This window comes from Ferrovibrio sp. (assembly GCF_029255545.1).
Classification (GTDB): Bacteria; Pseudomonadota; Alphaproteobacteria; order Ferrovibrionales; family Ferrovibrionaceae; genus Ferrovibrio.
Genome location: NZ_JANLJJ010000093.1, coordinates 1 through 14292, shown reverse-complemented (window position 1 = coordinate 14292; position 14292 = coordinate 1). Strand labels below are relative to the sequence as shown.

The window sequence follows — 14292 nt, the reverse complement described above, 5'->3', positions numbered from 1 at the left end:
TCACCCTTGCCATGGGCCAGGCCGAAGCGATAGCCGGCGAGGTTGCTGTCCACCGCCTTGCCCTCGGCGCGGATGCCGGCCTCGAACGCCTCCGACGGAATCGGCAGCACGCCCGCGCCGGCTAATGCGCCGAGCAGAACGGCATTCAGGATCGAACCGGCGTCTTTCGCCGCCTGGTCCATGTCGAACAGGATGGTCTGCTTCGCGTGGTCCCTCGCCGCGCGGAACAGCTTGCCGGTATCATAGCGACCATCGCCCATCGCGCTTTTCTCGACCACGGCATAAACGCGATGGGTGGAGGCGATCAGCAGCGTGCGGTCAGGCGAGACATAGCCGTTGGCAATGGCGCGGCCGGCCTCGACGAATTCGCTGGCGACCATCACATCCACCTGGCCCGGCATCGGGTTCAGGCACATCACCGGGCGGACTTCCGTCTTCTCGGGCCAGATCTCGATATAGTAGGTGGTGGCGCCGGTGCGCTGGGCCACGCCAGGGATCGAGGTGCTCTGCACCGGGAAACCTTCGCGCTGCGCCGCGCCGACCAGCCAGCCAGTCAGCACGCCGCCGCCTTCGCCGCCCATCGCGGCAATCAGGATGCAGATCGGACGCCCGGCAGAGAATTGCGGTGCGGACATGGCTTACTCTCCCGCCGCCGGCTGCGCGGCCGCATTTTTGCCGCCGCCGAGCCAACCAATCACCATGCGGTGGAAGCGATCGTGCAGCCGGTCCCACAGCGTCGGGTTATGCACGATCTCGGTCTTGTAGAAGGAGGGGCAGAGCACGGCGGCGTGGGCAACCTCGCCGCAATGGCCGCAGCCGACGCAGCTGCTGTTCACGCTGGCCACCGGATCGGTGCGCAATGGGTCAGGATTAGGCTTGATGGTCAGTGACGGGCAACCGGACAGCCGGATGCAGGAATGGTCGCCGGTGCAGACCGCGTCGTCGATCCCGAAACGGGTGCGCAGCACGCGCTCGCCCGATTCCAGCGCCTGGGATTCCTCGCTGCGCAGGCGGCGCTGGCGCGCCAGCTGGCATTCGCCCTCGGCGATGATCACCTTCAGGCCCTGGCTGGCAGTGGTCAGCGCCTCTTTCAGCGAGGTGGTCATGTCCTTCAGGCCATAGGAGCGCAACCGGCGGACCCATTTCACGCCCAGGGCCTTCAGCGTGCTTTCGATATCCGAGCCGCTGGCCAGCCCGTCGACGCGGTTGCCGGCGGAGGAGGGGATGTATTGCACGCCGGTCGCCGAGGTGTAGCCGTTCTGCATAATCACCAGCACGCCGTCGCCGCGGTTGAACAGGGCCGACGCCACGCCCGACAGCACGCCGTTATGCCAGAAGCCGCCATCACCCATGATGGCCAGCGAGCGCCTGCGCATCAGCGGTCCGACGCCAGCGGCCGAGGCCAGCGACATGCCGTAGCCCAGAATGGAATGGCCGAGCGAGAAGGGCGCGAAGGTGGCCAGCGCGTGGCAGCCGATATCGGCGGCTATATGCACCTTGCCGATCTCGCGCTCGGCCAGCTTGATTGCGGTAAAGACGGGCCGCTCGGGGCAGCCGGTGCAGAATGTGGGTGGCCGCTGCGGCAGGGTTGGGCCGATCAGGGCCTGCGCCGTCTTGCGGTTATCCAGCGCGCTGCCATAGGCGGCTTCGGCGGTGGAGACATCGATCTGCGGCTGCTCGGTCTTGATGAAGGCGAGCAGGCCACGGGTCAGCGCCTCGATGGTGTATTCGCCGGCCTCGGGCAGCATGCCCTTGCCATGCAGGCGGGTATTGATATCCGCCTTGCGCAGGGTGGCATGGATGGCCTGCTCGATATAATCGGGCGAACCTTCCTCGATCATCAGCACGGCGCGTTTGCCGGCGCAGAATGCCGTGATCTGCTCGGGCACCAGCGGGTAGGTGACGTTGAGCACCAGCATCGGCACGCGGCTTCTGCCGAAGGCGTCACTGAGCCCCAGATTCATCAGAGCGCGGTTCAGCGCATTATAGAGGCCACCCTGCACGATGATGCCGATATCATTCAATTCACCCGGCATGATCTCGTTCAGGCCCTGCTCAACGATGTATTTGCGGGCGGCCGGCAGGCGCTGCTCGAGCTTGAGCTTTTCCTGCATGAACGTGGCAGGTGGATGGGCCAGATGGTCGTAATTGAAGGCAGACGGGCCGGGCAGTCGGCTGTTGCGCGAAACCTTCGCAGGCCTGTTTTCCTTGGCGGGGAATTCGCCGGTGACATGGCAGGCGCGGATGCGCAGTTCCAGCATCACCGGCGTGTTGGAAATCTCGGAGAGCTCGAAGGCCTGTTCCACGCTGCGGGTAATGGTTGGCAGGTCTGGCCGTGGGTCGAGCAGCCATATGGAGGATTTCATGGCATAGGCATGGCTGCGTTCCTGGATCACGCTGGCGCCTTCGCCGTAATCTTCGCCCACCACGATCAACGCGCCGCCGACCACGCCGGCGGAGGAGAGGTTGCTGAGGGCATCGGAGGCGACATTGGTGCCAACGATGGCCTTCCAGGTGACGCAGCCGCGGGCCGGATAATTGATCGAGGCGCCGAGCATGGCGGCGGCCGAGGCTTCGTTGGTGCAGGTTTCAAGATGGATGCCGAGATCGTCGAGGATATCCTGGCTCTGCACCAGCACGTCGATCAGATGCGAAACCGGCGCGCCCTGATAGCCGCCAACATAGGACACGCCAGATTGCAGCAACGCCTTGGTGACGGCGAGGATGCCTTCGCCGCGGAATGTGTCGCCATCGCCCAGCCGCAGCGATTCAATCTCTTTCGCGAAAGAGCGTTCCATATTCGAATCCTCCCACTGCGGCGGAATCTTCCACCAGCGCGAACCGGGGTCAAGGAAAATAGTTTGGTATCCAACGAAACTATATGGACAGCTATCCGGCCGCCTGATAGGGTCGGCGGGCAAAACCAAAGGGCCGCCGGCATCCAGCACGAGACGGTCCGTCAAGCGGAGGAAACAAAACCATGGCCATCAAACGCCAGTTCTTTACCTATGCCGCGGGCCTTGGCCTCGGCGTCGCTCTCGGCCTGACCGCGCTGGCGCCTGCCGTGCAGGCGCAGGACAAGCCGATCACGCTGCGGCTCGGCCACTGGCTGCCGCCCTCGCATCCGCTGCATCCGGCCTTTACCGAATGGGGCGCCTCGATCGAGAAGGCGACCGGCGGCACGGTCAAGATGCAGATCTTCCCGTCGCAGCAACTCGGCGCCGCCAAGGACCATTACGACATGGCGCGCGACGGCATTGCCGATCTTACCTATGTCAATCCCGGCTATACGCCGGGCCGCTTCCCGGTTATCGCCGGCAGCGAAATCCCCTTCCTGTTCTCGAACGGCAAGAGCGGCTCGGCGGCGATTGATGCCTGGTATCGCAAATACGCCGAGAAGGAGATGGCAGACGTGAAGGTCTGCATGACCTTCGTGCATGATCCGGGCACCTTCCACAGCAAGGCCAGGATCGCCAAGCCGGACGACCTGAAAGGCCTGAAAATCCGCCCGGGCAATGCCTCGGTGGCACGCCTGGTGACGCTGGCCGGCGGCACCAATGTGCAGGTCACCGCGCCGGAAGCGCGCGATGCGCTGGAGCGTGGCCTGGCCGATGCGATCAGCTTCCCGTGGGGCAGCGTGTTCATCTTCGGCTTCGAGAAGGCGGTCAAGTACCATATGGATGCGCCGCTCTACATCAGCAATTTCGTGCTGGCGGTGAACAAGGCCACCTACGGCAAGCTGTCGGCAAGCCAGAAGAAGGCCCTCGACTCTCATTGCACTTCGGAGATGTCGGAAAAGATCAACACCGCGTGGTCGGATGCTGAATCGTCGGGCAAGGCCAAGATGCTGGCGCTGCCGGGCCATGAAGGCGTCAAGCCGAGCGACAGCGATATCGCCGCCTGGCGCAAGCTGTCCGAAGAGATGACAAAGGCGTGGTACGAAGACGTCAAGAAGGTCGGCGTCAACGGCGAACAGGCCCTGAATGAACTGAAAGCCGAGCTGAAGAAGCGCAACGCCGCGTTCTGATCAACGCCAGCCGGGGCCGCGGCCATTCCCGGCCGTGGCCCCGATTTGCGTTGTCGCTGTGATTGTCGCCGCGATGATTATCGTTAGAGTACCGGCGGGGGGACTGCCTGATGAAAGGCTTCATCGATAAGGTCGAGCTGGTCGCCGGCCTGCTGCTGGGCGCTATTGCCGTACTGACCTTCAGTGCCGTCATGCTGCGCTGGCTGTTCAATTACGGCCTGCCGGATGCATTCGACTTTTCCCGCCTGCTGCTGGGCACTGCGATGTTCTGGGGTATTGCCCTGGCCGGTTTCCATAACCGGCATATCCAGGTCGACGGCTTCTGGGAACTGGCCCCGGCCTGGGGCAAACGGGCCATCGATATTTTCGCCACTGTGGTGACGCTCGCCTTCATGGCACTGTTTGCCTGGATGCTGGAAGGCAAGGTGATGAGCGTCCTGGCCAGCAATGAGCAGACCTTTGATCTGCGCCTGCCGGTCTGGCCGTTCCATGCCGTGGCGGCCCTGGGCATCGCGCTGGCGGCGATCCTGCTGCTGCTGCGCCTGATCCGCCTGCTGGCCGGCAAGAAAGAGGCGTGACCGTGAGTCAGGATTTCGTCACCATTGCCGGTTTTGTCGTCCTCTTCATCCTGATGGTGCTGCGTGTACCGGTCGGGGTCGCCATGGGCATCGTCGGGGTCGGCGGCTTCGGCATCCTGGCCGCCACCGCCCCGGCCCTCAATCTGCTGGCGCAGTCGCCGATCCGGGTTGCCACCGATTACGACCTGGCCGTGATCCCGATGTTCATCCTGATGGGGGCCTTCGCCACCGCGGCCGGCATGAGCCGCGAATTGTTCCGCGCCGGCGAGGCCTGGCTGGGGCATCGTCGCGGCGGCCTGGCCATGGCCACCGTGGCGGCCTGCGCCGGCTTTGCCGCGATCAACGGCTCGTCGGTGGCCACGGCGGCCACCATGACCAGCGTCACGCTGCCCGAGATGCGGCGGTTTGGCTATCACCCCGGCTTTTCCACCGGCGTGATCGCCGCCGGCGGCACGCTGGGCATCATGATTCCGCCATCCGTGGTCTTCGCCCTCTATGGCATCCTTACCGAGCAGGATATCGGCAAGCTGTTCGTCTCGGGCATCCTGCCCGGCCTGCTGGCCGTCGCGCTTTACATGGCGCTGATCCAGGTGGTTGGCTGGCTGCGGCCCGACCTCATGCCGCGTGGCCCGAAAACCGACTGGCGCGAGCGGATTGCCTCGCTGCGCGACATCTGGGCCACGGTGCTGCTGTTCGCCGGAATCGTCGGCGGGCTCTATGGCGGCGTGTTCACCGCCACGGAAGCGGCCGGCTGTGGAGCGGTCGGCGCGCTGCTGATCGGCATCCTGCGCGGCCGGCTGGGCTGGGACGAGATCAAGGGCAGCCTGATCGAAGCCGTGCGCACCTCGGCCTCGATCTTCACCATCGTGGTGGGCGCTTTCCTGTTCGGCTATTTCCTGGTGATCACCCAGACGCCGCAGAAGGTGAGCGATTTCCTCACCGGCCTGCCGGTCGGTCCCTATGGCATCCTGGTGCTGATCCTGATCATGTACCTGATCCTCGGCGCCCTGATGGATGAGCTGGCCATCATCCTGGTGACAGTGCCGATCATCTATCCGGTGATGCTGCAACTCGGCTTCGATCCGATCTGGTTCGGGGTCATTATCGTGATGATCACCACGCTGGGCATGGTGATGCCGCCGGTCGGAATCAATGTTTTTGTCATCAACTCGATTGCCCGCGATGTCAGCCTGTGGCAGATCTACAAGGGCGTCATGCCCTTCATCCTTGTCGATCTGGTCCGCCTTGCCCTGCTCGTGCTGTTTCCCGCCATCGCGCTGTACCTGCCTAGCCAGATGAACTGAAATGGCCCGCGCACCCCGCAATCCGGTATCAGTCAAAACCACCACCGCCGGCGAGAAGGCGGCCCGTTCGCGCCCCGCGGTGGCGCGGGCGCTCGACCGCGGGCCGCTGCCCGGTTATTACGGCTATGCCCTGCGCATTGCGCAGGTCGCCGTCTTCGAGAACTTTGCCCGCGTCGTCGGCAAGCTGGCCGACCGGATGGGCGAGCTGACACCGGGTCGGTTCAGCCTGCTGACCTTGCTGAAGGCCAATCCCGGCATCAACCAGACGGCACTGAGCCGCGCCGTTGGCCTCGACAAATCCACCCTGACGCCGGCACTGGACCAGCTGGAGCGCAAGGGCCTGATCCTGCGCGAACGCACGCCGCAGGATCGCCGCACCTATGCCCTGCGCCTCAGTTCCGCCGGCGAGGAATATCTCGCCGAGCTGACCCGCAAGGTCGAACAGCATGAAAAGAATATCGTCGCGGCCCTGAGCCCGGCGGAGCGGGCCGCGCTGATCCGCCTGCTCAAGAAAGTGGCGAAAAGCCTGGGCAGCGAAGCGATCGAATAGGGCCGGCCAGCCTCAGCCGCGAAACACCACGGTCTTGTTGCCGTTCGGGAAGATGCGGTGCTCGACGTGGTATTTCACCGCGCGGGCCAGCACCAGGCTTTCGATGTCGCGTCCGGTTGCGCCCAACTGGTCGGGCGAATAACTGTGATCCACCCGGGCAACTTCCTGCTCGATGATCGGACCTTCATCGAGGTCCTCGGTTACGTAATGCGCCGTGGCGCCAATCAGCTTCACGCCGCGCAGATGAGCCTGGTGGTAGGGCTTGGCGCCCTTGAAGCTGGGCAGGAAGGAATGGTGGATGTTGATGATGCGGCCGGCAAAGGCACGGCACAGCTCGGGCGACAGCACCTGCATGTAGCGGGCCAGCACGATCAGGTCGATACGCTCCTGCTCGATCAGGTCGCGCAGCATCTTTTCCTGGCGCGTCTTGCTCGCCGCGGTGACCGGCCAGTGATGATAGGGAATATCGTGGGCGGCGGCGCGCTGATACCAGTCGCGGTGATTGGAGACGATGGCCGGAATTTCCACCGGCAGGGCGCCGATGGAATAGCGGTACAGCAGGTCATTCAGGCAATGGCCAAATTTGGACACCAGGATCAGCACGCGTTGCCGCACGCGCTCGTCATGGATGCCCCAGGTCATGTTGAAGGGTGCGGCCACGGGCGAGAAGGCGGCGCGAATCTGTTCGACCGGCCGGCCGCCCCCATCGGGGCCGGCTTCCAGGTCCTCGATGCAGACCCGCATGAAGAACAGGCCGGTTTCGCTGTCGCCGAACTGGGCGGATTCGCGGATGTTGAATCGGTTGGTGGCGAGGAAGCCGGACACGGCTGCGACAATGCCGGGACGGTCGGTGCAGGAGAGGGTGAGGATCAGGCTCATGATGGATACTGCAAAGGGGCGGGAGGGGGACTGTAACGGTGCAGCCGAAACCTCGCAACGGCAGGGTTAATAAAGTGTATGTCTGTTCGTCTGGAGCTGCCAAGAATTGCCTCGCTTCCGCCCGGCGGCCCGATTAAGCTGCGGCCAATCAGAATGGATTCGGCTGCAGGCCAGACAGACTAAGATGATCACCCGGGGCCCCGATTTCCTCCGCCAGATGGCGAACAAGCTGTTCGATGCCCTGGTCCAGGGCGCGGAGCAGCAGGCGCAGAAGGCACCTTTCACGGTCGAGACGCTGCGGCAGCTGGTCGAGGCGATGAAGACCGCCTCCGACTACGATCATTATTACCGCGCCTCCTATGACAGCCTGATGAAGGTGATCGAGGAGGACGAGCGCCGCGGCGCGCGCGTCAATGCCTTTGGCCGCCTGCTGGTCCATCCGCTGGATACACAGTTCGCCGAAGACAAGCTCGACCGCCGGCTGATCGGCAACTACTTCTTTTTCGTCCGTTCGCTGTTTGGCGACGAAGTTGACGTCATGGCGGAAGAGGCGGCCAGCATCGCCGAGGAATTGCGCTCGTCCGGCGGCGGCCCACTGGACTGGGCGCAGTATTATGCCGATCCGCGCGTCAAGCAAATCTACTTCAGGGTGGTGGCGCGGGTGATCAAATCCTTCCGTATCTTCGAGACGCGGAAGGAATGGGCGATGAAGGTGATGCAGCACGACCCGACGGCGGTCGGGCTATCCTCGAATGTCTATATCGAGCGGCCCTTTGAGGGGCAGGCGCTGCCGTTCGGCGATCGCGAGTTCTATCTGTTCTTCGACGGCCTGATCCGGCCGCTGGCCAGGCTGTCGCCCGACGACGCCAAGCTGTTCAAGACGGCCACCGGCGAGGATGCCTCCCGGTTGGCCGGGAATTTCCTCGCCGAACTGGATCAGCACGGCCCGTTCTGATTGTCCGGCCGGTTTTTCGAAATGCGGCTCAGTTCGAGTTGGCCGGCTCGCGATGGTCGAGCTTGGCGGCGAACTGCTCGAACAATTCGCTGACGCAGCGCGCCACGGTGCGTTGGTGGTTGTCGTTGAGCTGGTCGGCGGCGCGCATGCACATATCGGCAAACTTGCGGGCCAGCACCACGGCGTCGCGATTGCTTTCCTGGCGAATGTCATCGAACACGGTGACGATGAAATCTCGGGTCTGGCTGCCCTCGTGATGCGTTACCGGGCGCTCGCCCATCAGTGAATCGAGCATCGCATTGAAGGTCTGCGACGTATCGATGGCGATGCTGGCGAGGATCTTCTCGATCCGCTCGTTATCCTTGGACGAAACCTGTTTTTTGACCTGCGGGGCAGCGCCGGCGCGGATTTCGGTGACCTGGTTCTCGGTCTGGTTGGGCTTCGGGCTGGAGCGGTTCCACATGGCGGGGCCTGCTGTCTGAAACGGTTGCTGAGAGTTGGTAACGAGCTGTCGCCGGCTCAGTTCACCACTTCGCGCGAGGCGCGGATCATGTTGTCGATGTGCCAGCCCTGGAACAGACGGATGCCGGCGGCCAGGCCGGCCTTCAGCGCCTCTTCGGTTTCGCAGCGCGCCATGATGACGCGGTTGGGATCCGTCTCGGCGATCTTGCTGGCCAGTTCCTTGTCGATCCAGTCTTCGTGGCGGTCCTTGAAATAGAACAGCTTGACGAAGTCGGCCTTGAGTTCCTTGCGGCCAAACAGCTGCAGCAGGTCGGGCGTGATGCCGTCGATCAGGATGCGGTAGCCGGAATTGTGCAGGAATTCGCAGGCCAGCAGGTATTCGTTGTAATCCCAGAACACATCATAGCGCTGCATCTCGATGATGATCTGTTCCTTCTTCACGATATTGCCGATGCGGCTGTCGAAATCGCGGAAGGTATCGCTCAGGATGGTGCTGACATTCAGGTTGATGCTGAACGGGCCGCTGTTGCGCGTGACATAACCGTCCAGCAGGGCGCGGAACACGCGGGTATCCATCGTGCGGGTCAGGTGATGGAACAGTGAGCGCGCGCCGCGCAGGTTCACGTTCGGCGCAATCGCCTGACGCAGTTCGTTCACGCCGACGAAGATTTCCTGGAAGATCGGCTTGGGCGGCTGGTTGCCGAAGCACAGCGTCACCGGCTGGCGTTTCATGAAGGTGGAGACATCCGCTTTTTTCAGGATGTCGTCGATCTGCTGCAACGCACCAGGGGTGAGCGGGGCGCCATCGCCTGTCGCGGCCGCGGTGCCCGCCTTGGCCAGCAGGCGCTTGCGGCGTTCGACATAAACGCGGAAGCGCTGCTGGATGTTGTCGACCAGTTCCTGCAGTTCCTCGAACTGGCTGTCGAACCGATACCAGCGGACGGCGTTTTCCGCCTCTTCCGGAGTCAGGCCGATGGCGACATTGTTGCGGGTCAGGATGTCGTCGATTTCCAGCACCAGCTTTTCGAAGGTCTGGTCGAAGAAGCGTTCCGACAGTCTGACGAACATCACGATTGAATAATCGTGCAACGTGTAGAACGTGCCTTCGTATTTCGACATCAGCGACCGGATCGAATGCACCACGATATTGTAGCTTTCGCGGTTGCGCTCGAAGGTCTTGGGATTGACGAACTGAATCACCGCCGCCAGACGCCCACCAAAAATCTTGCCGCGCGCCAGGCGGTCAAAATCGGTGAACATCTTCTCGTCGTCATACGACGGCTGGTTCTGGTTGATAGCCTCACTCATCGATACGGTCGCTTTCTCCGGTAACGGTCGTGGAGAGGGCGGCAACCTGCCGATCGCTGTGTTTATGCCCCCGCAGCTTGGCCACTATGGCAAATTCCCGCCGCCGGAAAAAGCCAGATAGCTTGGTTAATAGGTCGTCTGTGGATAATATTCGATTAAAGCCAAGGGCTTGAAATCAGGCTTTTGCGCCCTGACGTGCCGCCAGCATCGCCGGAGTATCGTAATCATGCAGGATGCCGGGCGTTTCGACCGGCACTTCGCAGATCCATTCCGCATGCGGCCCGAACAGGCTGCGCGCGCCGGCATCGCCCTCCAGCCGCATCAGATCCGGCAGAAACTGCATCCCCCACAACGTTGGGTTGCCTCGTTTCCCGCCATGAACCGGCAGGCAGATGGCGCGGCCTTCCACCGGATTGAAGGCCGCGATCAGTTTTTCCAGCACCTCGGACGCCACATCGGGCATGTCGCCCAGGCAGACCAGAACGCCATCGAGCCCCCCCTCTGATCCTGGTGGGGGAAGCGCGCTCAGCCCCGCCCTGAGCGAGGAAGCCAAGCCCTCGGCATAAGCCGGATTATGCACGGTCTGTATTCCAGGGCCTGCGGCCTGGCTGACGGCTTCGGCCTGATGTCCGGTCACCAGCAGCACTGGCCGCGCCGTCGAGGCCAGTGCTGCCTCGACGACATGACGGATCACCGGTTTGCCATCCAGGTCGGCCAGCAGCTTGTGGCCATCGCCAAAACGGCGCGACAGGCCGGCGGCCAGGATCAGCGCAGCGATCCGCGGCCGGCGCGGCGCCGTGGCGTCTGCCGGATGGCTGTCGCGTGGTTCTTGATCGCGTGGCCCCCGATCGCGAGGCATGGGCCGGCTGGGGATTTCCTTCAGCAGGCCGCCGCCCCCCATCCGCATGATGTCGCGCCGGCTGATCTCCAGCCCGGCGCACAGGCGCTGCAGCACCCAGTCAAAGCCATTGAGCTTGGGCGAACGGGCACAGCCCGGCACACCCACCACCGGCACGGCATCGTGGCGGCCGAGCATCAGCAGGTTGCCGGGATCGACCGGCATGCCGAAATGCAGCACCTCGCCGCCGGCCCGCGTCAGCCCGGCAGGAACCACATCATGGCGGTCAACGGTGGCCGAAGCGCCGAACACCAGGATCGGCGCGCAGCCCGCCGTTTTCAGCCCGGTTATGGCCGCGGCGACATCGGTTTCGCTGTGGGGCACGATGCGCATCTCGACGATACTGCTGCCCAGCAGGGCCAGACGCTGGGCCACGGCGCTCTCGGTCTTGGCCAGCACACTGTCCTTGCTGTCGGCCACTTTGGTCAGCACCAGGCCAACCCGGCGCGGCGTAAAGGGCGCCAGCTGCACCAGCGGCGGCTGGCCGCGCAGCATCGTTTCGGCCCGTTCAATCACGGCGCGCGGCGCGGCGAAGGGAATGATTTTCACCGTGGCCAGCATCTGGCCTGCTTCAACCGCTTCGTAATCGGCCAGGCAGGCAACCGTCAGGGCTTCGTCGAGTTCGTTCAGCGCGTCCAGTCGCGCAGGATCGATCCGCACCAGGCCGGCCGTGTCGGCATAGAGATTGGCGCGGCCGGTGAAGGCCGCGGCCACGCGGGCCCGTGGACCGGCTATCGCCTCGGCGATGCGACGCGCGGCTTCATCTTCCGGCATGTCGCTCTCGTCCAGCCGGGCGATATAGATTTCGCTGTGCCCGGCCCGGGTCAGGATGTCGACATCCGCAGCGCTCAGCACGCGGCCTTTCCTGAACCGCTCGCTGCCGGCGCTGACGCTGTGACCGAGAATGCCACCGGCCGCCTCGCGCACCGGCACCGGACCGAAAAACATGATCAGGCCGCAGCTTTGGCAGGCGTGGATTGGCGCAGGGCTACCGTCATCTGCGCCAGGATCGAAATGGCGATTTCCGCCGGCGACTTGGCGCCGATACTCAGACCCACCGGGCCATGGATGCGCGCGAAATCGTCGGGCCCGAAACCGGCGGCGGTCAGGCGTTCCAGCCGTGATGCATGGGTTTTCTTGCTGCCCAGCGCGCCGATATAAAACACATCGGATTTCAGCGCCGCGACCAGCGCCGGATCGTCGATCTTCGGATCGTGGGTCAGCGTCACCACGGCGGTGCGCAGGTCCGGTTTCATCTGCGCCATGGCCTCGTCGGGCCAGTCATTGGAAAGCGTCACGCCGGGAAATCGTTCGGGCGAACCGAAGGCGCTGCGCGGATCGATCACCGCCACTTCATAACCGGCCAGCTGCGCCATGGGCACCAGGGCCTGGGCAATATGCACGGCACCGACCAGGATCAGCCGCAGCGGTGGATTGAACACATTCAGGAAGAGGGGGCCCTGTTCGGTTTCCACCGTGCGCGCCTTGTCTTCCAGCACGGCGGCGCGGGCCGCCTCGCCGATGCGCGGGTCGATGTCTTTCAGGCCCTTCTTGCCATAGAGATACAGCAGGCGTTGCTCGCCGGTTTTCAGGAAGGTGGCCAGCACCACAGGCCGCTTCTCGGCGCGGTCCTGCTGCAGCTGTTCGAGGATTTCCTGTTTCATCCGTCCAGCCGTTCGACAAAGATCTGGATCTTGCCGCCGCAGGCCAGTCCCACTTCCCAGGCCTGCGCGTCGCTCACGCCGAAATCCAGCATGCGCGGCTTGCCGTCGGCGATGGCATCCAGCGCCTCGGTCACCACCGCGCCCTCGATGCAGCCGCCCGAGACCGAGCCGATGAACTTGCCTTCGTCGTCGACGGCAAGCTGGCTGCCCACCGGCCGCGGCGCCGAGCCCCAGGTGGTGACCACGGTGGCCAGCGCCACGCCCTTGCCGGCGCGTTTCCAGTCCAGGGCGGTGCCCAGTATGTCGTCGGTGGGATCTGCGCTCATGCGGCCATCCTCGCCAGATTGGGTTTCAACCGGTTGCCGACATCGCTGGCATGGCTCAGCGCTGCGGCCAGATCGGCAATGGAACTAAGATTGTGAACCGGACGGAAATCGTCAACCTGGGGCAGGATGGCGCGGATGCCGGCGGCTTTCGGCTCGAAACCGTCCCAGCGCAGCAGGGGATTGAGCCAGATCAGCCGGCGGCAGGATTTGTGCAGCCGTTCGATCTCGCGCGCCAGGCCCTTGCCGCCTTCGCGGTCCAGCCCGTCGGTCAGCAGCAGCACGATGGCGCCCTGGCCCAGCACACGGCGCGACCACAGCCGGTTGAATTCCTCCAGCGTGGCGCCAATGCGGGTGCCGCCCGACCAGTCGGGCACGGTCTCGCTCACGGCCGCCAGCGCCTTGTCGACGTCGCGCTGGCGCAGCAGGCGGCTGATATTGGTCAGCCGCGTGCCGAACAGGAAACTGTGCACCCGCGCGCGGTCGTTGGTCAGGGCATGCATGAAATGCAGGAACATGCGGCTATACTGGCTCATCGAACCGGAAATGTCGCACAGCACCACCAGCGGCGGCGGGCGTTGCGCCGGGCTCTTGCGTTTCAGCGGAATGATCGCGCCGCCGGTGCGCATGCTGGCCTGCAGGCTGGCGCGCAGGTCGATGCGGTGACCGCGATCGTTGGATTTCAGGCGGCGCACGCGCTGCGGCCGGAACGGCCATTCGATCCTGGCCAGCGCCTTTTTCGCCTGCTCCAGTTCCTCGGCCGACATTTCGGCGAAGTCCTTCTTCTGCAGCAGTTCATCGGCCGAGAAAGTCAGCGTCGCGTCGATCTCGACTTCCTTCGGTTCGCTGGCTGGTTTGCTTTCGCCACGGCCGGGCAGCAGGGCCTGGCGCAGGCGCTGCGAGGTGGCATTTTTCTTCGGTTCCGCCGTGCCCTCGGCCTCGGGCAGCAGCAGGCCCATCATGCGCTCCAGAATCTTCGGGTCGCGCCAGAAAATATGGAAGGCCTGATCGAACAAGTCGCGCTGGTCGCGCCGGTTCACCAGCACGGAAAACAGTGTCCAGTACAGATCGTCGCGGCGGCGGATGCCAGCGGCCTCCACCGCGCGCACGGCATCGATGGCCTTGCCGGGGCCGAGCCGCAGGCCGGAAGCACGCAGCAGGCGCACGAAATGCACGATGTTTTCGGCAAAGGCGCCGCCCTGGTCGCCGCCATGATCGCCAGTGGGTGGAGCAGGCAGCATGGTCATGGCGGGTTCTTTTTTGCTGCTGCTCAGGCGCCCAGCGCGGCCATGTCCTGCTGCACCTGGCGCAGGATTGCCGCCGCTTCGGAGCCTTTCATCTTGG

The 14292-nt window shown here is 64.1% G+C and carries 14 protein-coding genes; 5 read left to right on the top strand and 9 right to left on the bottom strand.

Annotated features, from left to right (window positions below; all coding sequences use genetic code 11):
* Together Q1J79_RS18225 and Q1J79_RS18220 are read right to left on the bottom strand one after the other, a co-directional pair.
* A partial coding sequence (locus Q1J79_RS18225; RefSeq protein WP_300303188.1) for a 2-oxoacid:acceptor oxidoreductase family protein occupies window positions 1-635 on the bottom strand: 635 nt, incomplete at its 3' end.
* Window positions 636-638: 3 nt separating this feature from the next.
* Complete coding sequence (locus tag Q1J79_RS18220; RefSeq protein WP_300303186.1) at window positions 639-2798, bottom strand: indolepyruvate ferredoxin oxidoreductase subunit alpha; 2160 nt, start codon at window positions 2796-2798, stop codon at window positions 639-641.
* Between the two features lie 182 nt (window positions 2799-2980).
* On the opposite strand from Q1J79_RS18220, the gene Q1J79_RS18215 reads away from it, so the two are divergent.
* From Q1J79_RS18215 to Q1J79_RS18200, 4 genes are all read left to right on the top strand, one after another.
* The gene (locus Q1J79_RS18215; RefSeq protein WP_300303184.1) at window positions 2981-4027 is read left to right on the top strand and encodes a TRAP transporter substrate-binding protein; all 1047 of its coding nucleotides are present in this window, start codon (window positions 2981-2983) and stop codon (window positions 4025-4027) included.
* Between the two features lie 110 nt (window positions 4028-4137).
* On the top strand, window positions 4138-4605 hold the full coding sequence (locus Q1J79_RS18210) for a TRAP transporter small permease (RefSeq protein ID WP_300303182.1): 468 nt from the start codon (window positions 4138-4140) through the stop codon (window positions 4603-4605).
* Complete coding sequence (locus tag Q1J79_RS18205; RefSeq protein ID WP_300303180.1) at window positions 4602-5909, top strand: TRAP transporter large permease; 1308 nt, start codon at window positions 4602-4604, stop codon at window positions 5907-5909. Before Q1J79_RS18210 ends, Q1J79_RS18205 begins: the two co-directional genes overlap by 4 nt.
* A 1-nt stretch (window position 5910) precedes the next feature.
* Complete coding sequence (locus Q1J79_RS18200; RefSeq protein WP_300303178.1) at window positions 5911-6459, top strand: MarR family winged helix-turn-helix transcriptional regulator; 549 nt, start codon at window positions 5911-5913, stop codon at window positions 6457-6459.
* 12 nt (window positions 6460-6471) lie between these two features.
* Here Q1J79_RS18200 and purU read toward each other — a convergent pair whose 3' ends face one another.
* Window positions 6472-7338: a formyltetrahydrofolate deformylase gene (gene purU, locus Q1J79_RS18195; RefSeq protein ID WP_300303176.1), complete on the bottom strand. Its 867-nt coding sequence runs from the start codon at window positions 7336-7338 to the stop codon at window positions 6472-6474.
* A gap of 184 nt (window positions 7339-7522) precedes the next feature.
* Here purU and Q1J79_RS18190 point away from each other — a divergent pair, with 184 nt between their 5' ends.
* Complete coding sequence (locus Q1J79_RS18190) at window positions 7523-8293, top strand: hypothetical protein (protein WP_300303174.1); 771 nt, start codon at window positions 7523-7525, stop codon at window positions 8291-8293.
* 28 nt (window positions 8294-8321) lie between these two features.
* Here Q1J79_RS18190 and Q1J79_RS18185 read toward each other — a convergent pair whose 3' ends face one another.
* From Q1J79_RS18185 to Q1J79_RS18160, 6 genes are all read right to left on the bottom strand, one after another.
* Window positions 8322-8756 (bottom strand): hypothetical protein, encoded by a 435-nt coding sequence (locus Q1J79_RS18185; RefSeq protein ID WP_300303172.1) that lies wholly within the window; start codon window positions 8754-8756, stop codon window positions 8322-8324.
* 56 nt (window positions 8757-8812) lie between these two features.
* The gene (locus tag Q1J79_RS18180) at window positions 8813-10063 is read right to left on the bottom strand and encodes an EAL domain-containing protein (protein WP_300303170.1); all 1251 of its coding nucleotides are present in this window, start codon (window positions 10061-10063) and stop codon (window positions 8813-8815) included.
* A 175-nt stretch (window positions 10064-10238) separates the two neighbouring features.
* Window positions 10239-11909, bottom strand: coding sequence for a molybdopterin-binding/glycosyltransferase family 2 protein (locus Q1J79_RS18175; protein WP_300303168.1), 1671 nt, complete (start codon window positions 11907-11909; stop codon window positions 10239-10241).
* Between the two features lie 2 nt (window positions 11910-11911).
* Complete coding sequence (locus tag Q1J79_RS18170; protein ID WP_300303166.1) at window positions 11912-12625, bottom strand: XdhC family protein; 714 nt, start codon at window positions 12623-12625, stop codon at window positions 11912-11914.
* Window positions 12622-12951 carry an XdhC family protein gene (locus tag Q1J79_RS18165; protein ID WP_300303164.1) on the bottom strand — a complete coding sequence of 110 codons (330 nt, stop codon included), beginning with the start codon at window positions 12949-12951 and terminating at the stop codon, window positions 12622-12624. The genes Q1J79_RS18170 and Q1J79_RS18165 overlap by 4 nt, the downstream gene beginning before the upstream one ends.
* Entirely contained in the window at window positions 12948-14195 is a 1248-nt protein-coding gene (locus tag Q1J79_RS18160) for a VWA domain-containing protein (RefSeq protein WP_367183015.1), read from the bottom strand. The genes Q1J79_RS18165 and Q1J79_RS18160 overlap by 4 nt, the downstream gene beginning before the upstream one ends.
* Window positions 14196-14292 lie beyond the last annotated feature (97 nt).